This window comes from Streptomyces manipurensis (assembly GCF_049570255.1).
Taxonomy (GTDB): Bacteria; Actinomycetota; Actinomycetes; order Streptomycetales; family Streptomycetaceae; genus Streptomyces; species Streptomyces manipurensis.
In genome coordinates this window covers 4,678,155-4,698,510 of the sequence record NZ_CP186950.1, presented here as the reverse complement: position 1 = coordinate 4,698,510, position 20,356 = coordinate 4,678,155, and the positions used below count along the sequence as shown (strand labels likewise).

The following is a 20,356-nucleotide window of genomic DNA, read 5'->3' as shown; positions in this document are numbered from 1 at the left end:
TCCGCGGGGCCGCGCCCGTCCGCACCGACGCGGCGCGGCCGGGCTGGTCCGTACCGACGGATCAGGGCACGGCGCCGGGCGTGGGGCGGCCGCGGGCGCCGCGGGTCCGGCACCCTCGTCGCCCATGGACGTCAGCACCTTCTACGCCCTGTTCTCCGCCACCTGCTTCACCCTCGTGGGCCTGTGGTGGAACGTCGTGCAGGGCCACCAGGACTGGATGCGCGAGGCCGCCCTGCGCCGGATCGTCGGCGGGATCTGCCTGTCGTTCCTGCTGCCCGCGCTGATGGGCCTGTTCGCCCAGGTCGGCGGGACCGAGCAGCCGCAGGTCTGGCGGGCGGCGTTCGTCGTGCTCGCCCTCATCGGCTGCGCCTGCACCCTGCGGCTGCTCGCGCGGGCGCGCGGCAACCGCTTCCTGACCTGGCAGCAGGCCGCCGCGACGCTGCTCTACCTGCTGATCGCCGTGGTCGGCGCCTTCCCCGAGGCCGCCCGGCCGCTGGGGCTGCGGCCCATCCAGGCCGAGGCGCTGATGCTGATCGGCCTGATCGTCCTGGGGCACGCCCTGGTCTGGCGCTTCATGGCCGGCGAGGGGCGGGTGTCCGGGGACCGGGACCTGTCCTTCGGACCGGGAGACCCCGGCGCACCGGGGACACCGGGCACGGGCACCTCATCCACACCGGGAACACCGGAAACACCCGGAACACCGGGAACACCCGGAACGCCATGAAGGCCTGGGGCCCCGTGCAGCCCTGGGGCCCCGTGCAGCCCTGGGGGCCCACGAGGCTCCGGGGGCCCTACTTGCCCTGCTTGAACTCCAGCGACGCCGCCAGCTTGGCGAGCTGTTCGAAGGAGGCCGTTCCGGTCACGACGGTGACGTGGCCCTGCTCCTGCCGCACGAGGGCGTCGTACTTCTCGCCGTCCCAGCGCTCCCAGGCCGTGTCCCCGACCTGCTGGGTCTGCCCAGTGGCCGCCGCCTGCTGGGTGACGCGCGCGAGGTACTTGGCGGAGGTGTCCGTGGACTGCTCGACGGCCGCGTACTGCTGCTCCGGGTCGAGGAAGCCCAGGTGCCAGGCGTCGGCGTTCTTGCGCTCGTACGTCACCGAGGTCGCCCGCCACTCGTCCGGGAGGCCCACGGGGGCGGCCACCGGGTACGGGGCCGCGCGCCGGGCCGTGATGGTCTCCACCCGGTAGTCGACCCTGCGCGTGGGGTCGGCGTCCTCGTCGTGCGGGACGAAGATGTAGATCCCGGCGACGACGATGCCGATCACCGCCAGCGACCGGACCATGTCCCAGATCGTCTGCTTGCCTTTCATACCTGCCACGGCACCATCGTCCCGCATCTCCCGGGGGCGATCACCGCCGGGGTCGCGCGGGCGCCCGGGGCGGCGCACCCTTGAGTCCCCCGCCGGGGACGGCAAGACGTCCGCTCAGGACAATCGGCTGACCGATATTCCGCTCATACGTGACCCGCCCTGCTCAATATGTCGACGTACCGATAGAGTTCCAGCACCCTCACTTCCCGGCCGTCGCCGTACAGAAAGGTGCGCTCCGATGACCGAGCACAACCTGCCGCCCCAGCTCGAAGTCTCTCCGGAGGCTCCCGACCGCAACCTCGCCCTGGAACTCGTACGGGTCACCGAGGCAGCGGCCATGGCCGCCGGCCGGTGGGTCGGACGCGGCGACAAGATCGGCGCCGACGGCGCCGCGGTCAACGCGATGAGGACCCTGATCTCCACCGTCTCGATGAACGGCGTCGTCGTCATCGGCGAGGGCGAGAAGGACGAAGCCCCGATGCTCTTCAACGGGGAGCAGGTCGGCGACGGCACCGGTGCCGAGGTCGACATCGCCGTGGACCCGATCGACGGCACCACCCTGAACGCCAAGGGGATGCCGAACGCCATCGCCGTCCTGGCCGCCGCGGACCGCGGCACCATGTTCGACCCGTCCGCGGTCTTCTACATGGACAAGCTGGTCACCGGCCCGGAGGCCGCCGACTTCGTCGACATCAACGCCCCGGTCTCGGTGAACATCCGCCGGGTCGCCAAGGCCAAGGGCATGGCCGCCGAGGACGTCACCGTGGTCATCCTGGACCGCCCCCGCCACGAGGGCATCGTCAAGGAGATCCGGGAGACCGGCGCCCGCATCAAGTTCATCTCCGACGGCGACGTCGCCGGCTCCATCATGGCCGCCCGCGAGGGCACCGGCGTGGACCTGCTGCTCGGCATCGGCGGCACCCCCGAGGGCATCATCTCGGCCTGCGCGATCAAGTGCCTGGGCGGTGTCATCCAGGGCAAGCTGTGGCCGAAGGACGACGCCGAGCGGCAGAAGGCCCTGGACGCCGGCCACGACCTGGACCGCGTCCTGACCACCACCGACCTGGTGTCGGGCGAGAACGTCTTCTTCGTCGCCACCGGCATCACCGACGGCGAGCTGCTGCGGGGCGTGCACTACCGCTCCGAGACCGCGACGACCTCCTCGCTCGTCATGCGCTCGAAGTCGGGCACCATCCGCAAGATCGACTCCACGCACCGCCTGTCGAAGCTGCGCGCGTACAGCGCCATCGACTTCGACCGCGCCCAGTAGCGGGCGGGGACGCACGACGCGAGAGGGGCGGTCACCCTGTGCGGGGGTGACCGCCCCTCTCGCGTGTCCGCGTACGGGGCGTGCGCGGACCAAGAGGTGCGGGGGGCGAGCGGCGGGCCCTGGGGGCGACGGGGGTACGGGCGGGCGTACGTACGGCGCGCGGGCGGGCAGGCGGCGCGGACAGGCATCCGGCCCGGCAGAGGACCCCGGACCTCGGCCGATGGCGGGTCCCGGACCTCAGCCGGCGGCGGGTCCCGGCCCCAGGCCGGCGGCGGGTCCCGGCCCCAGGACCGCAGTGGATCCCGGACCTCGGTCGGCGGTGGGTCCCGGTCCTCAGCCGGCGGCGGCGATCGGTCCGGCGCCCGGCGCCTGGCGCAGCTCGGCCGAGCGGCGGCGCATGCGCGCCAGCACCACCCGGCGCTCGGCGGCGGTCAGCCCGCCCCAGACGCCGTACGGCTCGGGCTGGAGCAGTGCGTGTTCACGGCAGGCGACCATCACGGGGCAGCGCGCGCAGACGCGCTTCGCCGCCTCCTCGCGGGAGAGCCGGGCCGCCGTCGGCTCCTTGGACGGGGCGAAGAAGAGTCCCGCCTCGTCCCGGCGGCACACCGCCTCCGCGTGCCATGGGCCGTCCTCCGTCCTGGCCGGCACCCGCGGCTGGGGCACGGCCGAAGAGCGCCCTGCGAGACCCTGGAGGCTCTTCACGGGGGCTACCTGCAGGGACTGATGCGGCGGCTGGGGCACGGTCTACTCCTGACGACGTATACGTGAGCGAGAGACGACGCACCTGTCCCTACCCGCTGTACGCGCCCCTATGCACTGTGTGCGACGGGGCGGCCGGGGTTCGGCCGAAACCTGACCCTCCGGATCCGCTCCCGGTCCACTCCCACTCCGCTCCCGGTCCGCACCCGCGTGCGCCCCCGTTCCTCAGCCGTCGATGTGCTTGCGCATCCTGCGGGCCAGGTCCACCAGCCGGGCGCCGAGCCGGGGCCTCGCCTCGATGTTGCCCAGCAGGGAGAAGCCGCGGACGATCACCACCGGAGCCTGCGGGTCCGTCTGCCCGCGGCCCTCGCCGCGCACCTCGAAGTTGCCGAGGACGCCGCTGCCGTAGCCGCGCAGGGTGACGTTCTCCGGGACCAGCACCTCGACGTTGCCGAGGACGCAGGTCACGTTGATCTCGGTGACCTGCTGCTCGAACACCGCCTCCGTGAGGTCGAGGGTCACGTCGCCCATGACGGAGACCGCGCGGGTGTGCGCGCCGGGCCGCCAGCGGCCCTTGCGGCTGGCGCTGCTGCACACGGCGACGATGGTCTCGGCGCCGTCGGCTCCCGCGCTCCCGCCCGGGTACGCGGGGGCGGCATGGGCGTCGCCGGGTGCGGGAAGGTCCCGTACGAGCGTCTCCAGCTCGCCGACCGTCTTGACGGCGTACAGCGAGTCCAGGCGTTCGGAGTGCTCCTCGGCGGTCAGCCGGCCCTCGGCGACGGCGTCTCCGAGGATCCGGGCGATCCGGTCCCGGTCGGCGTCGGAGGCGCGCAGCCCGGCGGTGGGAGGGGTTGCGGGGGCGGAGGCGTGCTTTTCCAGGTCCACGGCGCCAGCATAGCGAGACACGATAGATCGCGATACTCCCGACTGAGCCTTACCTCACAAACACACGCCGGGCGGGAGGTTCTACGCTGGAGGACTGCGCTGCCAAATTGGTCGTCAGTGCTGTCTGCCGAGTGAGGAATGGCCCCAATGCCGGAGTTCGCGTACACCGACCTGCTGCCCCTGGGCGAGGACACCACCCCCTACCGGCTGGTGACCGCCGAGGGCGTGTCCACCTTCGAGGCGGACGGCCGTACGTTCCTCAAGGTCGAGCCGGAGGCGCTGCGCAAGCTCGCCGAGGAGGCCATCCACGACATCCAGCACTTCCTGCGCCCCGCGCACCTCGCGCAGCTGCGCCGCATCATCGACGACCCCGAGGCCTCCTCGAACGACAAGTTCGTCGCGCTGGACCTGCTGAAGAACGCGAACATCGCGGCGGCCGGCGTCCTGCCGATGTGCCAGGACACCGGCACGGCGATCGTCATGGGCAAGCGCGGCCAGAACGTGCTGACCGAGGGCGGCGACGAGGCGGCGCTCTCGCGCGGCATCTACGACGCCTACACCCGCCTGAACCTGCGCTACTCGCAGATGGCCCCCCTCACCATGTGGGAGGAGAAGAACACCGGCTCGAACCTGCCCGCGCAGATCGAGCTGTACGCGACCGACGGCGGCGCGTACAAGTTCCTCTTCATGGCCAAGGGCGGCGGCTCGGCGAACAAGTCCTTCCTCTACCAGGAGACCAAGGCCGTCCTGAACGAGGCCTCCATGATGAAGTTCCTGGAGGAGAAGATCCGCTCGCTCGGTACGGCGGCCTGCCCGCCCTACCACCTGGCGATCGTGGTCGGCGGCACCTCCGCCGAGCACGCGCTGAAGACCGCCAAGTACGCGTCCGCGCACTACCTGGACGAGCTGCCCACCGAGGGCTCGGCACTGGGCCACGGCTTCCGTGACCTCGACCTGGAGCAGCAGGTCTTCGAGCTGACGCAGAAGATCGGCATCGGCGCGCAGTTCGGCGGCAAGTACTTCTGCCACGACGTCCGCGTGGTGCGCCTGCCCCGCCACGGCGCCTCGCTGCCCGTGGCCATCGCCGTCTCCTGCTCGGCGGACCGCCAGGCCACCGCGAAGATCACCGCCGAGGGCGTCTTCCTGGAGCAGCTGGAGCGCGACCCGGCCCGCTTCCTGCCGGACACCACGGACGAGCACCTGTCCGCGTCCTCGGACGTCGTCTCCATCGACCTGAACCAGCCGATGGACGACATCCTGGCGACCCTGACCAAGCACCCCGTCAAGACCCGCCTGTCGCTGACCGGCCCGCTGGTCGTGGCCCGCGACATCGCGCACGCCAAGATCAAGGAGCTGCTGGACTCGGGCGCGGACATGCCGCAGTACCTGAAGGACCACCCGGTCTACTACGCGGGCCCCGCGAAGACCCCCGAGGGCTACGCCTCGGGCTCCTTCGGCCCGACCACGGCCGGCCGCATGGACTCCTACGTGGAGCAGTTCCAGGCGGCGGGCGGCTCCAAGGTCATGCTGGCCAAGGGCAACCGCTCCCAGCAGGTGACGGACGCGTGCGCGGCACACGGCGGCTTCTACCTGGGCTCGATCGGCGGCCCGGCGGCGCGCCTGGCCCAGGACTGCATCAAGAAGGTCGAGGTCCTGGAGTACGAGGAGCTCGGCATGGAGGCGGTCTGGAAGATCGAGGTCGAGGACTTCCCGGCGTTCATCGTCGTCGACGACAAGGGCAACGACTTCTTCCAGAACCCGGCCCCGGAGCCGACGTTCACCCACATTCCGGTGCGGGGTCCGGGCCTGTAGGCCGACCGGATCTCGCGACGAGGGGCCCTCCGCCGATCGGCGGAGGGCCCCTCGGGCGTTCCTGCCGATCGGCGGAGGGAGCCGGGGGCGCCGGGCGGCGAGGCTTCTCCCGTACCCGAACAGCCCGATGGAACAAGGGAGTCCACGATGAAGAACCGCACGCGCGCCCTCGCCCTCGCCGGATCCGCGGCCCTCCTGGGCACCCTGATGGCGGCCGCTCCCGCCCCGGCGGCCCCGGCCGCGCCGAAGACCGCCTCGGTGCACGGGGGCGGCACGGTGCGCTACCCGTACGCACCCGCCTCGGACGACATCCGCTTCACGGTCGACGCGGAGTCGGTGCCGTGGAGCAGGCCGCTGAAGGGCCAGAACCTGGAGCAGGGCCTGCCGACGGACGCGCGCGGCCGGGTGACCGTCTACCACGCGATGCCGGACCGGGACTTCACCGCCGTCGCCGAGGCCGAGGTGGACTGCACGGTCACGGGCGGCAGGACGGCCACGGTCACCGCGGTGGTCACGAGCTCGAACATCGGCCTGGTGGGGCAGCGGATCGGCCTCAGCGTCCAGGACGGCGAGCGCGGTGCGCCCGAGCGCGTCGGCTTCTCGTGGGGCATCGCGAACGTCGACGCGAAGCCGGACGGCACGGTCGCCGAACCGACGGTGGGCACCTGCATGGCCCCGGCGCCGTTCACCGAGGTCACCAGGGGCGGCTTCAGGGTCACCCCGGCCCCGCTGGCACCGCGGCCCACGCCGCAGCCGTAGTCACGGCACCGCAACCGAAGCGGTGGTCACGGCGTCGAAGACTTCAGGTACCGGGCCTCAACGGGGGTGGCCCGGTACCCCGTGCCCCGCGCCGCCACCACCTCGGCGATGCTCAGCCCGTACACCCGGCGCAGCAGCGCGATCGGCACCCCGTCGGGCCCGCCGACCGCGAGGTGGACGCTGCCCTCCCGGGCGAGGATCCGCTCCCGGATCCAGGGCGGGGGTACGCCCCGGCCCCGGTCGCACGCCTGGAAGACGTAGCGCGTACAGGCGTCGTACGCCTCCCAGCGCAGCTCGCCGTCCGCGACGAACTGCCATTCCTCCCGGACGCACTCCTCGCAGGGTTCGCAGTGCGTGACTCCGTACATCTGCTGTTCCGCCATCCGGGCAGCATGCGGTAACCGGCGTGGGTGGCGCATGCGGATAACGTCGGGGCATGACGCACACGCAGCTCCGCACCGACCGCGCCGTCCGGGTGGTCGCCCACCGGGGGGCCTCCCACGAGCACCCCGAGCACACGCTGGCCGCCTACCGGCAGGCCATCGCCGACGGGGCCGACGCCCTGGAGTGCGACGTGCGGCTGACCGCCGACCACCGGCTGGTGTGCGTGCACGACCGGCGCGTGGAGCGGACCTCCGACGGGCGCGGGGCGGTCTCCGCCATGACCTACGAGGAGCTGTCCGCCCTCGACTTCGGCCGCTGGAAGGGCGCCGGGCACCGGGGGGCGCAGGTGCTGCTGTTCGAGGACCTGCTGAAGGAGGCGCTGGGCGCGGGGCGGCCCGTCGGGCTGGCCGTGGAGACCAAGCACCCCACGCGGGCCGGCGGCCGGCTGGAGGCCGAGCTCGTGCGGGTCCTGAAGGAGCACGGGCTGGCCGACGGCCGGGCGGGCCTGGTCGAGGTGATGAGCTTCTCGCGCAACGCCCTGGTCAGACTGAACCGGCTCGCCCCAGGCCTGCCCGCCGTCTACCTGATCGAGCGGCGCGTGCGGCCGCCGCGGCCGCCGTTCGCGGGGCACGCCGGTCCGGGGATCGACCTGGTGCGCAAGGATCCGGGGCTGGTGGGACGGCTGCGGGCGAAGGGGCTGCGGGTGCGGGTGTGGACCGTGGACGAGCCCGAGGACGTGGAGCTGTGCGTCCGGCTCGGAGTGGACACCCTGATCACCAACCGGCCGCGCGAGGTGCGGGAGTACCTGGGGTCCTTCTGAGCCCGTCCCGGCCCCGGCCGGGTGCGCGCCATGGGCGCCTCCCCGAATACCGCTGTGGCCCAGGGTACTTACTGGCAGGTGGGCAGTGGGGAACACGTGCACCGAGAGAATTGCTCAGCTTTTCGAGGAGGCCGACACCATGACCGATGACCGGCAGACCGATGACCAGCAGGCCGACGACCGGCAGGCCGGCGCGTTCCGTATCGAGCACGACTCCATGGGCGACGTACGGGTCCCCGCGCACGCCAAGTGGCGGGCGCAGACCCAGCGCGCGGTGGAGAACTTCCCCGTCTCCGGGCAGCGGCTGGAGCGCGCCCACATCGAGGCCCTCGCCCGGATCAAGGCCGCCGCCGCCGTGGTGAACGCGCGGCTGGGCGTGGTGGAGCAGGACGTGGCCGACGCGATCGGCTCCGCCGCGGCCGAGGTCGCCGAGGGCCGCTGGGACGACCACTTCCCCGTGGACGTCTTCCAGACCGGGTCGGGGACCTCGTCCAACATGAACACCAACGAGGTGATCGCCACGCTCGCCACCGAGCGCCTCGGCCGCCCCGTCCACCCCAACGACCACGTCAACGCCTCGCAGAGCTCGAACGACGTCTTCCCGTCCTCCATCCACATCGCGGCCACCGCGGCCGTCACCGGCGAGCTGATCCCGGCCCTGGAACACCTGGCCGCGGCGCTGGAGCGCAAGGCCGCCGAGTTCGCCCACGTGGTCAAGGCGGGGCGGACCCACCTGATGGACGCCACTCCGGTGACCCTCGGTCAGGAGTTCGGCGGGTACGCCGCGCAGATCCGCTACGGGGTCGAGCGGCTGCGCGCCTCGCTGCCGCGCCTGGCCGAACTGCCCCTCGGCGGAACCGCGGTGGGCACCGGCATCAACACCCCGGCGGGCTTCTCCGCGGCGGTGATCGCGCAGGTCGCGGTCGCCACGGGGCTGCCGCTGACCGAGGCCCGCGACCACTTCGAGGCCCAGGGGGCCCGGGACGCGCTGGTGGAGACCTCGGGGATGCTGCGCACCGTCGCGGTCTCCCTCACGAAGATCGCGAACGATCTGCGCTGGATGGCTTCCGGGCCGCGCACCGGATTGGCCGAAATCAATCTGCCGGACCTTCAGCCGGGCTCCTCGATCATGCCGGGCAAGGTCAATCCGGTGGTGCCGGAAGCCGTTCTGATGGTCGCCGCACAGGTGATGGGCAACGACGCCACGGTCGCCGTGGCGGGCGCCGCCGGGAACTTCGAACTGAACGTGATGCTCCCGGTGATGGCAAGGAACCTCCTGGAGTCGATCCGGCTGCTGGGCAGCGCGAGCCGCCTGCTGGCCGACCGCACGGTCGACGGAATCACCGCCAACGAGGCGCGGGCCAGGGAGTACGCCGAGTCCTCCCCCTCCGTGGTGACCCCGCTCAACCGCTACATCGGCTACGAGGAGGCCGCCAAGGTGGCCAAGCGGTCCCTCGCCGAACGCCGGACCATCCGCGAGGTGGTCCTGGATTCCGGCTACGTCGAGCGCGGCGACCTCACCCTGGAGCAGCTCGACGAGGCCCTCGACGTCCTGCGGATGACGCACCCCTGACCGCGGCCGGACCCCCGCGGTCCGGCCCGCGAGCACCCTCGCAAGGCGTCGGACAGGGGCGGGATCCGGACGTTTCCCGCGCCCGGATCCGCCCCTCGGACCCACCCCGGACACCCCCAGTGACCTGCACCGCAGCGGGCTCGACGGCCCCCGCCCTAAGATCTGCGCATGACAGGTACCTTCAAGCCCGGGAACGGCCCGGCGCGGAGCGCGGACGTGCCGCCCGGCGACGGCGACGGCAGGCGCTGGACGCCCGGGGAACAGATCCTCTGGCGCTACCGCGACCACGCCCCGGGGCTGGAGGGCGCCGTCCACATCTGCCGCCCCGTGACGGTGGTGCAGGACACCGACGAGCTGCTCGCCGTCTGGATGGCCCCGGGGACCGAATGCGTCAAGCCGGTCCTCGCGGACGGCACGCCCGTGCACGAGGAGCCGCTCCCCACCCGCTACACCGCGCCGCGCACCACCGCGCGGTCGCGCTGGTTCGGCGGCGGCGTGCTGAAGCTGGCCCGGCCCGGGGACCCCTGGTCGGTGTGGCTGTTCTGGGGTCCGGGCTGGCAGTTCAAGAACTGGTACGTGAACCTGGAGGAGCCGCGGGCCAGATGGGCCGGCGGGGTGGACTCCGTGGACCACTTCCTCGACATCGCCGTGTATCCGGACCGCACCTGGAAGTGGCTGGACGAGGACGAGTTCGACCAGGCCCAGCGGTCCGGCCTGATGGACGCCCGGCAGGCCCGGCGGGTGCGGGAGGCGGGGCGCGCGGCGGTCTCGGCGATCGAGGAGTGGGGCGCTCCGTTCTCCGCGGGATGGCAGGACTGGCGGCCGGATCCGGCCTGGAGGATTCCGGCCCTTCCGGACGACTGGGACCGCACCCCGGCGCATATGAGCTCATGAGACCCTTGATGCGCCCCTGGGGTCGAAACGTAGGATCGTCATCCGCGGAAAGCACGCGGATGAGTGCGGTCGGGCCGCACATCTGCAAGTGTCGTGCCGCACGCCGAATGTGACCGGAGGTCAGCACACGACGAGAGGCGACGAGGGGCGGGGGTCCGCCCGGGGCACTTCCGGCCGCGGGCCGGTGGAGAAGTTTGGGCGAGGAACCTCGGGCCGATGGTGCCCGGGCCGCTGAGCGGGTATACCGCGACTGACCGAGTTGAGTGCAGCGCACATCGAGCGCAAACGGACGGAATTCCACGCGTGACGGAGTACCCCACCTCCCAGGAGGGCCCACAGCCCGTCGCCTCCGGCGGAGGTACGGACGAGGCCGGCCACGGCAAGGCGCCCATCGCGGCCACCGAGGCCGTGCGCACGCATGCCCCGGGCACGGCCGCGGAGCCGGGCGGCACGGCCGCCGACGTGCGGGCGGCACGGTCCGCGGCGGGTCCGCCGGCCGGGCTCCCCCGGCCGCGCGCCGCGGCCGCGCCGGACGTGCCGGCCGCCGCGGACCCCGGTCCGGGCCAGGGCCCGGGCCTGGAACAGAGCCACGACACCGCACGACCCCGGACGGGCACCGAGGCCGACGGTCCGGTGATCGGCGCTCCCCGGACGCAGACCGGGTCCGGCGGAGCGGGTCGCCACGGCGGCGGGGCCGCGGGAACACCGGGCCAGGGCTCCGCCGACTCGGCCGCGCGCCGCGAGGCGGACCGGCTGCGGTTCGTGGGAGCCGCCACCCGGCGGATCGCCCGCGGCATCGACCTCGACGAGATCGTTCTCGGGCTGTGCCGGGCGACCGTCCCCACGTTCTCCGACGCCATCCTGGTCTACCTGCGCGACCCGCTGCCCGTCGGGGACGAACGCCCCGTCGGCCCGGTCGTTTTAAGGCTGCGCCGTACCGACCGGCTCCGGCCGATCGACGATCTCACCGACATCAGCAGCACGATCGGCGCGGGGATGGACCTCGCCGGGGCCGCGGGGGCCACCGGCGAGCTCGACTTCAGCCAGTTGCCGCTGGTCGGACCGCAGGGCGACCTGCCCGCGGCCGAGCTGTGCGAGATCCGCTCGGGCGGCGCGCTCGCCGAGGTGCTGCGCGGCGTACGGCCCGTGTTCGGCTCCTCCGCCGCCGCCCGGGCCGCCCTGCCCGAGCTGCTCGGCCTGGACCATCCGCTGCCGCGCGGCAACCGGGCCGTCCTCGCGCCGCTGCGCGGCCGCCGGCGGGTGATCGGCGCCGCCGTCTTCCTGCGCAGCCCGGAACGGCCCGCCTTCGAGCAGAACGACCTGCTGGTCGCCGCCCAGCTGGCCACCCACACCGCCCTCGGCATCGACAAGGCCGTCCTGTACGGCCGCGAGGCGTACATCGCCGACGAGCTCCAGCGCACCATGCTGCCCGACGGCCTGCCCCAGCCCACCGGGGTGCGGCTCGCCTCGCGCTACCTGCCGGCGGCCGAGACCGCGCGGGTCGGCGGCGACTGGTACGACGCCATACCGCTGCCCGGCAGCCGGGTGGCGCTCGTCGTCGGCGACGTCATGGGCCACTCCATGACCTCCGCGGCGATCATGGGACAGCTGCGCACCACCGCGCAGACCCTCGCCCAGTTGGACCTGCCGCCCGCCGAGGTGCTGCACCACCTGGACGAGCAGGCGCAGCGGCTGGGCTCCGACCGCATGGCCACCTGCCTGTACGCCGTCTACGACCCGGTGGCGCACCGCATCACCATCGCCAACGCCGGGCACCCGCCGCCGGTGCTGCTGCACCTGGGCGGCCGGGCCGAGGTGCTGCGCGTACCGCCCGGCGCCCCGATCGGGGTCGGCGGCGTGGACTTCGAGGCCGTGGAGCTGGACGCGCCCGCCGGGGCGACGCTGCTGCTGTACACCGACGGGCTGGTCGAGTCGCGGCTGCGGGACGTGTGGACCGGCATCGACCAGCTGCGCGAGCGGCTCGCCAGCACCGCGCAGCTGACCGGGCTGGACCACCCGCCGCCGCTGGAGGCGCTCTGCGACGACGTGCTGGACATGCTCGGACCCGGTGACCGGGACGACGACATCGCGCTGCTCGCGGCCCGCTTCGACGGGATCGCGCCCAGCGACGTCGCGTACTGGTTCCTGGACCCGGAGGAGACCGCCCCGGGCCGGGCCCGCCGCTTCGCGCGCCGTGCGCTGACCCGGTGGGGCCTGGAGGAGCTGAGCGACTCGCTGGAGCTGCTGGTGAGCGAGGTGGTCACCAACGCGGTCCGCTACGCGGAGCGGCCCGTGACCCTGCGTCTGCTGCGTACGGACGTCCTGCGCTGCGAGGTCGGCGACGACTCCCCGCAGCTGCCCCGGCAGCGGCGTGCGAGGGACACCGACGAGGGCGGCCGCGGCCTGTTCCTGGTCAACCGGCTGGCGCGGCGCTGGGGTGCGACCCGGCTCAGCAGCGGCAAGGTCGTCTGGTTCGAGCTGCCGCTGCCGCCGTCGGCCGATCGGCGCTGACGCCCGCGCCAGGTGGGAGAACGGAACCGCCCCGCAGCCTTTCCGGCTGCGGGGCGGTCTGCGTTCACCGTCCGTCGTTCTCGGACAGGATCGGCGGGTCCGGCGGCTTGGGGCCGCCGGTCTTGGTGTTGGTCGGCGACGGGGAGGTCGACGTGGTCGGCGAGGTGCCCGTCTTCGTCGGCGTCGGGGACGTGGTCGGCGGCGTCGGGGACGTCGTCGGCGAGGTGGTCGCGGCCGGGGCGCTGGAGGACGGGCTGGTCGACGGCGTCGGCGAGGCGCTGCGGGACGGCGTCTGGACGGCGCCCATCTCGGCCTCGGTCAGCTGGAACTTGCCGGTGTCCACGCCCTTGAGGGCGGCCAGGGTGTATGCCCGCCAGATGGAGGCGGGGAAGCTGGAACCGCCCGCGCGCCCGAGACCGGCGGTGCCGGTCAGGGTGACCTGGTTGTGGGTGGTGGGGTCCTCGCCGAACATCGCGACGACCGTGACCAGCTCGGGCGTGTACCCGGTGAACCAGGCGGCCACGTTGGACTCGGTGGTGCCGGTCTTGCCGCCGGCCTCGTAGGCGCTGCTGCGGACCTTGTTGCCGGAACCGCCCTCGTCCTCCACGACGCCCTGGAGCACCTTGGTGACGGTGTCGGCGGTCTTGCGGCTGACGGCCTGGCTGCCCACGCCCTGCTGCGGGGTGAACTCGCGGTCCTTGTGCTCGGCCTTCTGGATGATGGTCGGCGTGACCTTCTTGCCGTGGTTGTCGAGGGTGGCGTAGACGGCGGCCATCTCCAGGGTGTTGGCGCTCATCGTGCCGAGCGCCATGGCCGGCTTGTCCTCGGGCCAGCCCTTGCGGTCCTTCATGCCCAGGGCCAGGGCCGTCTTCTTCACGTTCTGCGGCTTCACGTCCACGATCATCTGGGCGTAGACGGAGTTCACCGAGTAGTTGGTCGCTTCCTGGACCGTCATCATCGGGGTGCCGAAGTTGCGGTTGTCCTGGTTCTGCGGGTTGAAGGGGATCTTGCTGCCGACGACGGGGCGCTTGCTCGTGCCGTCGTAGAGCGCGTTCGGCGTGATCGGCTTGCCGTCCTGGGTGTTCGATCCGTTCTCCAGGCCGGAGGCGAGCACGATCGGCTTGAAGGTCGAGCCCGGCTGGTAGTCGGTGCGCAGGGCGTTGCTCTCGGACTTCTCCTCCAGGCCCACGCCGCCGTACATGGCGACGATGGCACCGGTCTTGGGGTCCACGGAGGTGGCGCCGGCCTGGACGCTCTGGTCCTGGGGGCGGTTCTTGGTGTCCTTGCGGTCGAGCTTGGACTCCAGCTCGTCGTGGACGGCCTTCTCCAGCGCCGACTGCTTGTCCTTGTCGACGTTGAGCGTGATGTTCCAGCCGCCCGCGGCGATCTGGGCGTCTTCGATGTGCTGCTTGTTCAGCTCGTCGTTGGCGGCCTGGACCAGGTAGCCCTTCTGCCCGTCCATGCCCGGCCGGGGCTTGGGCTTGATGGGCGGCGGGAGGGTCATGGTCTTGCGCTTCTCCGGGTCCAGCTTGCCCATCTCGACCATGTTGTCGAGGACGGCGTTGAACCGGATGTTGACCAGGCGGGTGCCGTTCGGGCCGGCCGTGGCCAGGTCGTACTGGCTGGGGGCCTGGATGACGGAGGCCAGGTAGGCACCCTGTTCCAGGGTGAGCTGACCGGCGTCGACGCCGTAGAAGGCCTGCGCGGCGGCCTGGATGCCGTAGGCGTTGCGGCCGTAGAAGTTGGTGTTCAGGTAGCCGGCGAGGATGTCGTCCTTCTCCATGCGCTGGTCGACCTTGAGGGAGATGACGAGCTCCCGCAGCTTCCGGGTCGCCGACTGGTCCTGCGTCAGGTAGTAGTTCTTGACGTACTGCTGGGTGATCGTCGAGCCACCGGCCGTGCCCTTGCCGCGGACCGTGTTGAACAGACCCCGGGCCACGCCCATCAGGTCGATGCCGCGGTCCTGGTAGAAGGACTTGTTCTCGATGGCGATGAACGCCGTGCGGACGTCCTGCGGGATCTTGTCGAGGGAGACGATCTCGCGGTTCATCGTGCCGGTGTTGGCCATGATGGAGCCGTCGGACCACCGGTAGGTGTTGCTCTGGAGCGTCGCCTGCTTGTTGGGGTCGGTGGGTTCGTTCACCGAGAAGTACAGGACGACCGCCGCGGCCATCATGAGCAGGATCATCCCGAAGAACGCGCCGAGGATCTTCTTCCAGGTGAAGAAGCGGCGTATACCGGTGCGCTTCCCGGAGCCCCCGCCTCCCTCGGCGCCCTTCGCGCGTCCGCTCGGCGCCCGCCGCGCACCGCGCTGCTGCTGCGCCTTACGCGCTTCTGCTCGGCCCATCGCTCCCGCTCCGCTCGATTACCCCCCGACGTCAACTCAGAAAGCTAACACCGTGAGCTGTGACTAAGGTCGGCCAATCCCGACTAATTCCGTTCAATTCGGACGTGAGAATCAGCACCCACATCACAGGAACCGACGCTCACATAAGCGGATGGGTTGCCATTACGCAAAAAAGTGATATCACTTTGATAGGCGATCCGACCGGTCGCCGGGAGAGAAACGGGGCGAACCATGACGAACCAGGCGGCCGAACCCGCAGGCACAGAGGAGTTCACCGCGCACAGCGTGGGCGGCGGGCTGGCTCTACTCCTGGGCCTGGCAGGCCTGTTGGCGGGCGGAGGGCTGGCCGCGGCCGGCGCCGTGACGTCGGGCCTCGCGGTCAAGCTCACCCTCATCGCGCTCGGCGTCCTGGTGGGCATCGGCTCCCTGTTCGCCATGGGCGGGCTGAACATGGTGGCGCCGGGCGAGGCCCGCGTCGTACAGCTCTTCGGCCGCTACCGGGGCACCATCCGCACCGACGGGCTGCGCTGGACCAACCCGCTGACCTCCCGCGAGAAGATCTCCACCCGCGTGCGCAACCACGAGACGGCCGTCCTGAAGGTCAACGACGCCTACGGCAACCCGATCGAGCTGGCCGCGGTCGTGGTCTGGCGGGTCAGGGACACGGCGCGGGCCGTCTTCGAGGTCGAGGACTTCACGGAGTTCGTGGAGACCCAGACCGAGGCCGCGGTGCGGCACATCGCGATCGAGTACCCGTACGACGCCCACGAGGAGGGCGGCCTGTCCCTCCGGGGCAACGCCGAGGAGATCACCGAGAAGCTCGCCGCCGAGCTGCAGGCGCGCGTCGACGCGGCCGGTGTGCAGATCATCGAGTCCCGCTTCACCCACCTCGCGTACGCTCCTGAGATCGCCTCGGCGATGCTCCAGCGCCAGCAGGCCGGCGCCGTGGTGGCGGCCCGCAAGCAGATCGTCGAGGGCGCGGTGGGCATGGTCGAGCTCGCCCTGACCCGCCTGGCGGAGGAGGACATCGTGGACCTGGACCCGGAGCGCAAGGCGGCGATGGTCTCCAACCTGATGGTCGTCCTGTGCGGCGACCGCGCCGCCCAGCCGGTGGTGAACACGGGGACGCTGTACCAGTGACCCCCGCCGGCGAGGAGAAACCGGCGGGGCGCCCGGCCCGCAAGCAGGTACTGCTGCGACTCGACCCGCAGGTGCACGACGCGCTGGCGCGCTGGGCGGGCGAGGAGCTGCGCAGCGCCAACGCGCAGATCGAGTTCCTGTTGCGCCGGGCCCTCGCCGAAGCCGGACGGCTCCCCTCCGCGCCGGGTCCCCTCCCGCGCCGGGGACGCCCCCCGAAGCCCACGAACTGACCGCCGCTCCCGTGCCCCGCACGGGAGCGGCTCCGTCTTTCCCACGAGGCCACGCCCCCATCGAGGTCTATACACCGTGCGTATACACCCCGTGTATAGTCGCCGCCATGTCCATCGGTCACACCCTCCTAGGCCTCCTGGAGGCCGGCCCGCGCCACGGTTACGACCTCAAGCGGGCCTTCGACGAGAAGTTCGGCCACGACCGCCCCCTCGCCTACGGGCAGGTCTACTCGACCATGTCCCGCCTCCTGAAGAACGGCCTCGTCGAGGTCGAGGGCATAGAGGCGGGCGGCGGTCCCGACCGCAAGCGGTACGCCATCACCGACGCCGGTGTCACCGACGTCGAGACCTGGCTCTCCCAGCCCGAGAAGCCGGAGCCGTACCTCCACTCGACCCTCTACACGAAGGTCGTCCTCGCCCTGCTCACCGGACGGCGGGCGGACGAACTGCTCGACGGCCAGCGGGCCGAGCACCTGCGCCTGATGCGCATCCTGACCCAGCGCAAGCGCAAGGGCGACATCGCCGACCAGCTGATCTGCGACCACGCCCTGTTCCACCTGGAGGCGGACCTGCGGTGGCTCGAACTGACCGCGGCCCGTCTCGACCAGCTCGCACGGGAGGTGCGCCGATGATGCCCCCGGCCGGCTCGCTCCTCGCCGCCACCGACCTGCGCAAAGCGTACGGGCCCACCCACGCCCTCGACGGCGCCGAGTTCTCCATCCATCCCGGCGAGGTCGTCGCCGTCATGGGCCCCTCCGGCTCCGGCAAGTCGACCCTGCTGCACTGCCTCGCCGGGATCGTCCCCCCGGACTCGGGCTCCATCACCTACGCCGGCCGCGAGCTCACCGCGATGAGCGACGCCGCGCGCAGCGAACTGCGCCGCACCGAGTTCGGGTTCGTCTTCCAGTTCGGACAGCTCGTACCGGAGCTGACCTGCGTGGAGAACGTCGCCCTCCCGCTGCGGCTGTCCGGTGTCCGGCGCAAGGAGGCCGAACGCACCGCCCTGGCCTGGATGGAACGGCTCCAGGTGGAGGACCTCGCCGTGAAGCGCCCCGGGGAGGTGTCCGGCGGCCAGGGACAGCGCGTGGCCGTCGCCCGCGCACTCGTCACCGGGCCGCGGGTGATCTTCGCCGACGAGCCCACCGGGGCGCTGGACTCCCTCAACGGCGAGCTCGTCATGCAACTGCTCACCGAGGCCGCCCGGTCCGCGAACGCCGCCGTCGTGCTCGTCACGCACGAGACGCGCGTGGCCGCCTACTCCGACCGCGAGATCGTCGTGCGCGACGGCAAGTCCCGCGACATGGAGCGGATCATATGAGCCGGCTCCAGATCTGGACCCGCGACCTCGCCATGGGGGCCCGCTTCGCCTTCGGCGGCGGCCGTGAGGGCTGGATCCGCACGGCGCTCACCGGCGTCGGCGTCGGTCTCGGCGTCGCACTGCTGCTGATCAGCACGGCCATCCCGGGCGCCCTCGCCGCACGCTACGAGCGCGGCGACGCCCGCTCGACGATGAGCTCCGAACGCGCCGACGCCCCCGGGCCGGACACCCTGCTCATCACCCGCATCAGCCAGACCTACCACCACAAGGACATCGAGGGGTACGCGCTGCGGGCCGAGGGCCCGCAGGCCCCGCTGCCCCCCGGCCTGCGGAAGGTCCCCGGCCCGGGCGAACTAGCCGTCTCCCCCGCCCTGGGCGAGCTGCTGAACTCCTCCGAGGGCGCCCTGCTGCGCGAACGGCTGGCCGGTCCCGTCAGCGAGACCATCGGCGCGCCGGGGCTGGTCGGGCCGGGTGAGCTGTTCTTCTACCTGGGCAGCGACACCCTCGCCAAGAGCGGCCCCGAGGACCACCGCGTCGAGCGCGTCACCAGCTTCGGCTACGAGGCGGACCGCGACGGTCTCGACCCCGTCCTGATGCTGATGGTCGTCCTCACCTTCGTCGCCCTGCTGATGCCCGTCGCCGTGTTCATCGCCACCGCCGTCCGCTTCGGCGGGGAACGCCGCGACCGCAGGCTCGCCGCGCTGCGGCTGGTCGGCGCCGACAGCAGGGCGGTACGGCGCATCGCGGCCGGCGAGGCGCTGGCCGGCTCCCTGGTCGGACTGGTGCTGGGCGCCGGCTTCTTCGCCGTCGGCCGCTCCCTCGTCGGCAGCTTCAGCCTCCGCCAGCGCAGCGTCTTCCCCGCCGACCTCGACCCGGCGCCGTGGCTGGCCGCCCTGGTCGCCGTGGCGGTGCCCGCGGCGGCGGTCGCCGTGACCCTGTTCGCGCTGCGCGGCGTGGTCATCGAGCCGCTGGGGGTCGTCCGTACGGCCAGGCCCGCCCGCCGCCGCATCTGGTGGCGGCTGCTGCTCCCGCTGGTCGGACTCGGCCTGCTCGTCCCGCTGGGCGGCCGCGGCAACGACCACGGTCGGTTCAACCAGTACCAGGTCGCAGCCGGCGTGGTGCTGCTGCTGGTCGGGGTCACGGTGCTGCTCCCCTGGCTGCTGGAACGCCTCGTGGCCCGGATGTCGGGCGGACCGGTCTCCTGGCAGCTGGCCGTGCGCCGGCTCCAGGTCGACAGCGGCACCGCCGCCCGCCTGGTCAACGGCATCGCCGTGGCCGTCGCCGGAGCCATCGCCCTGCAGATGCTGTTCACGGGCATCGAGGGCGACTACACCCGCTCGACCGGCCAGGACCCCGCCAGGGCCGCCGTCGCCGTCCTGGTGCAGGACGGCGACCAGGACCGGATGGACGGCCTCGCCCAGCGGATCGCCGCCGTACCGGGCGTCACCCGGACGGTCCCGCTGACCTCCACGCAGGCCTCCCACCGGATGCCGGCCGAGGAGGAGACCGTCCGGGTGACCATCGGCACCTGCGACGCGCTCGCCGAGGTGGCCGCGCTCGACTCGTGCGCGGAGGGCGACGCCTTCGTCCTGACCGGCTCCACCACGCAGGACTTCTACGGGGGCACGGCCCGCCCCGGCGACGAGCTGTTCGTGGGCGACGTGAGGGGCTACGGCTACGGCTCCGGGCCCGACGCCGCTCCCGCACAGGTGAAGTGGCAGGTCCCGGCGGGCGCCCGTACGGTCCCCAGCCGGGAGGACCCCACCGGGGACCTGCGCGGCGGCCTGCTGGTCACCCCGTCGGCCGCGCCGAAGGAGCTCGGCAGCTTCCCGGACGCGCGGATCTTCGTGCAGGTCGACGAGTCGCTCCCGGACGCGCTGGAGCGGGCGCGCAACGCCGTGTTCGGGGCGGACCCGTTCGTGACGGCGATGACGCTGCGGGAGACCGCGCAGACCGCGGGCTTCTCCTCGATCCGCACCGGGCTGTTCTTCGGCGCGGCCGCCGTGCTGGTCCTGATCGGCGGGAGCCTGTTCGTCTCGCAGCTGGAGCAACTGCGCGAACGCCGCAGGCTGCTGTCCGCCCTGGTCGCCTTCGGCACCAGGCGCTCCACGCTCAGCCTGTCGGTGCTGTGGCAGACGGCCGTGCCGATCACGCTCGGGCTGCTGCTGGCCGCGGCGGCGGGCGTGGGCCTGGGGGCGGTCCTGATGTCGATGGCCGCCCAGCCCGTCCGGATCGACTGGGCCTCGGTGCTCGGGATGACCGGGGTCGGCGCGGCCGTGGTCGCCGCGGTGACCGTGTGCAGCCTGCCGCCGCTGCTGCGGATGATGCGCCCGGACGGCCTGCGCACGGAGTGACCAGGCACGCCCCGGCCCCGTACGCCCGCTCCCCGCACCCGCCCGTGCCG

At 72.4% G+C, this 20,356-nt stretch carries 17 protein-coding genes and 1 pseudogene; 13 read left to right on the top strand and 5 right to left on the bottom strand.

The genetic code is table 11. The features are described 5' to 3' along the window. Positions 1 to 124 precede the first annotated feature (124 nt). Positions 125 to 598, top strand: a pseudogene (locus ACPU2J_RS21890) (hypothetical protein); the annotation flags it as partial. Positions 599 to 791: 193 nt separating this feature from the next. Here ACPU2J_RS21890 and ACPU2J_RS21885 read toward each other — a convergent pair. Next, on the bottom strand, positions 792 to 1,310 hold the full coding sequence (locus tag ACPU2J_RS21885; RefSeq protein WP_361590948.1) for a DUF4245 domain-containing protein: 519 nt from the start codon (positions 1,308 to 1,310) through the stop codon (positions 792 to 794). A gap of 238 nt (positions 1,311 to 1,548) precedes the next feature. Here ACPU2J_RS21885 and glpX point away from each other — a divergent pair, with 238 nt between their 5' ends. Then, a complete protein-coding gene (glpX, locus tag ACPU2J_RS21880) occupies positions 1,549 to 2,580 on the top strand; it encodes a class II fructose-bisphosphatase (RefSeq protein WP_361590553.1) in 1,032 nt (343 codons plus the stop codon). Between the two features lie 333 nt (positions 2,581 to 2,913). Here glpX and ACPU2J_RS21875 read toward each other — a convergent pair whose 3' ends face one another. Together ACPU2J_RS21875 and ACPU2J_RS21870 are read right to left on the bottom strand one after the other, a co-directional pair. After that, the gene (locus ACPU2J_RS21875; RefSeq protein WP_389069103.1) at positions 2,914 to 3,321 is read right to left on the bottom strand and encodes a WhiB family transcriptional regulator; all 408 of its coding nucleotides are present in this window, start codon (positions 3,319 to 3,321) and stop codon (positions 2,914 to 2,916) included. A gap of 183 nt (positions 3,322 to 3,504) precedes the next feature. Further along, positions 3,505 to 4,164, bottom strand: coding sequence for a DUF1707 SHOCT-like domain-containing protein (locus ACPU2J_RS21870; RefSeq protein ID WP_420079746.1), 660 nt, complete (start codon positions 4,162 to 4,164; stop codon positions 3,505 to 3,507). A 147-nt stretch (positions 4,165 to 4,311) separates the two neighbouring features. Here ACPU2J_RS21870 and ACPU2J_RS21865 point away from each other — a divergent pair, with 147 nt between their 5' ends. After that, positions 4,312 to 5,976, top strand: a complete 1,665-nt coding sequence (locus ACPU2J_RS21865; RefSeq protein WP_365488655.1) for a fumarate hydratase — start codon at positions 4,312 to 4,314, stop codon at positions 5,974 to 5,976. A gap of 147 nt (positions 5,977 to 6,123) precedes the next feature. Beyond that, on the top strand, positions 6,124 to 6,735 hold the full coding sequence (locus ACPU2J_RS21860; RefSeq protein WP_423833848.1) for a hypothetical protein: 612 nt from the start codon (positions 6,124 to 6,126) through the stop codon (positions 6,733 to 6,735). 26 nt (positions 6,736 to 6,761) lie between these two features. Here ACPU2J_RS21860 and ACPU2J_RS21855 read toward each other — a convergent pair whose 3' ends face one another. Next, a complete protein-coding gene (locus tag ACPU2J_RS21855) occupies positions 6,762 to 7,118 on the bottom strand; it encodes a hypothetical protein (RefSeq protein WP_361590563.1) in 357 nt (118 codons plus the stop codon). 53 nt (positions 7,119 to 7,171) lie between these two features. Between ACPU2J_RS21855 and ACPU2J_RS21850 the strand changes: the two genes are divergently transcribed. From ACPU2J_RS21850 to ACPU2J_RS21835, 4 genes are all read left to right on the top strand, one after another. Continuing rightward, the gene (locus ACPU2J_RS21850; RefSeq protein WP_423833847.1) at positions 7,172 to 7,939 is read left to right on the top strand and encodes a glycerophosphodiester phosphodiesterase; all 768 of its coding nucleotides are present in this window, start codon (positions 7,172 to 7,174) and stop codon (positions 7,937 to 7,939) included. 139 nt (positions 7,940 to 8,078) lie between these two features. After that, positions 8,079 to 9,512, top strand: a complete 1,434-nt coding sequence (locus ACPU2J_RS21845; RefSeq protein ID WP_401399351.1) for a class II fumarate hydratase — start codon at positions 8,079 to 8,081, stop codon at positions 9,510 to 9,512. 168 nt (positions 9,513 to 9,680) lie between these two features. Beyond that, positions 9,681 to 10,406, top strand: a complete 726-nt coding sequence (gene fomD / locus ACPU2J_RS21840; protein ID WP_423833846.1) for a cytidylyl-2-hydroxypropylphosphonate hydrolase — start codon at positions 9,681 to 9,683, stop codon at positions 10,404 to 10,406. A gap of 303 nt (positions 10,407 to 10,709) precedes the next feature. Beyond that, positions 10,710 to 12,917, top strand: a complete 2,208-nt coding sequence (locus ACPU2J_RS21835; RefSeq protein ID WP_423833845.1) for a SpoIIE family protein phosphatase — start codon at positions 10,710 to 10,712, stop codon at positions 12,915 to 12,917. Between the two features lie 64 nt (positions 12,918 to 12,981). Here the strand turns inward: ACPU2J_RS21835 and ACPU2J_RS21830 are convergent, their stop codons facing one another. Beyond that, positions 12,982 to 15,264, bottom strand: a complete 2,283-nt coding sequence (locus ACPU2J_RS21830) for a transglycosylase domain-containing protein (RefSeq protein WP_423833844.1) — start codon at positions 15,262 to 15,264, stop codon at positions 12,982 to 12,984. 231 nt (positions 15,265 to 15,495) lie between these two features. Between ACPU2J_RS21830 and ACPU2J_RS21825 the strand changes: the two genes are divergently transcribed. The 5 genes from ACPU2J_RS21825 to ACPU2J_RS21805 all read left to right on the top strand — a co-directional run bounded on the left by ACPU2J_RS21825 (position 15,496) and on the right by ACPU2J_RS21805 (position 20,306). Further along, positions 15,496 to 16,404, top strand: coding sequence for an SPFH domain-containing protein (locus ACPU2J_RS21825; RefSeq protein ID WP_420079752.1), 909 nt, complete (start codon positions 15,496 to 15,498; stop codon positions 16,402 to 16,404). Further along, positions 16,401 to 16,634 (top strand): hypothetical protein, encoded by a 234-nt coding sequence (locus ACPU2J_RS21820; protein WP_365488675.1) that lies wholly within the window; start codon positions 16,401 to 16,403, stop codon positions 16,632 to 16,634. Before ACPU2J_RS21825 ends, ACPU2J_RS21820 begins: the two co-directional genes overlap by 4 nt. A 107-nt stretch (positions 16,635 to 16,741) precedes the next feature. After that, positions 16,742 to 17,266 (top strand): PadR family transcriptional regulator, encoded by a 525-nt coding sequence (locus ACPU2J_RS21815; protein ID WP_361590581.1) that lies wholly within the window; start codon positions 16,742 to 16,744, stop codon positions 17,264 to 17,266. Further along, positions 17,263 to 17,952, top strand: coding sequence for an ABC transporter ATP-binding protein (locus ACPU2J_RS21810; RefSeq protein ID WP_420079753.1), 690 nt, complete (start codon positions 17,263 to 17,265; stop codon positions 17,950 to 17,952). The genes ACPU2J_RS21815 and ACPU2J_RS21810 overlap by 4 nt, the downstream gene beginning before the upstream one ends. Then, positions 17,949 to 20,306, top strand: a complete 2,358-nt coding sequence (locus ACPU2J_RS21805) for an FtsX-like permease family protein (protein ID WP_423833843.1) — start codon at positions 17,949 to 17,951, stop codon at positions 20,304 to 20,306. The genes ACPU2J_RS21810 and ACPU2J_RS21805 overlap by 4 nt, the downstream gene beginning before the upstream one ends. Positions 20,307 to 20,356 lie beyond the last annotated feature (50 nt).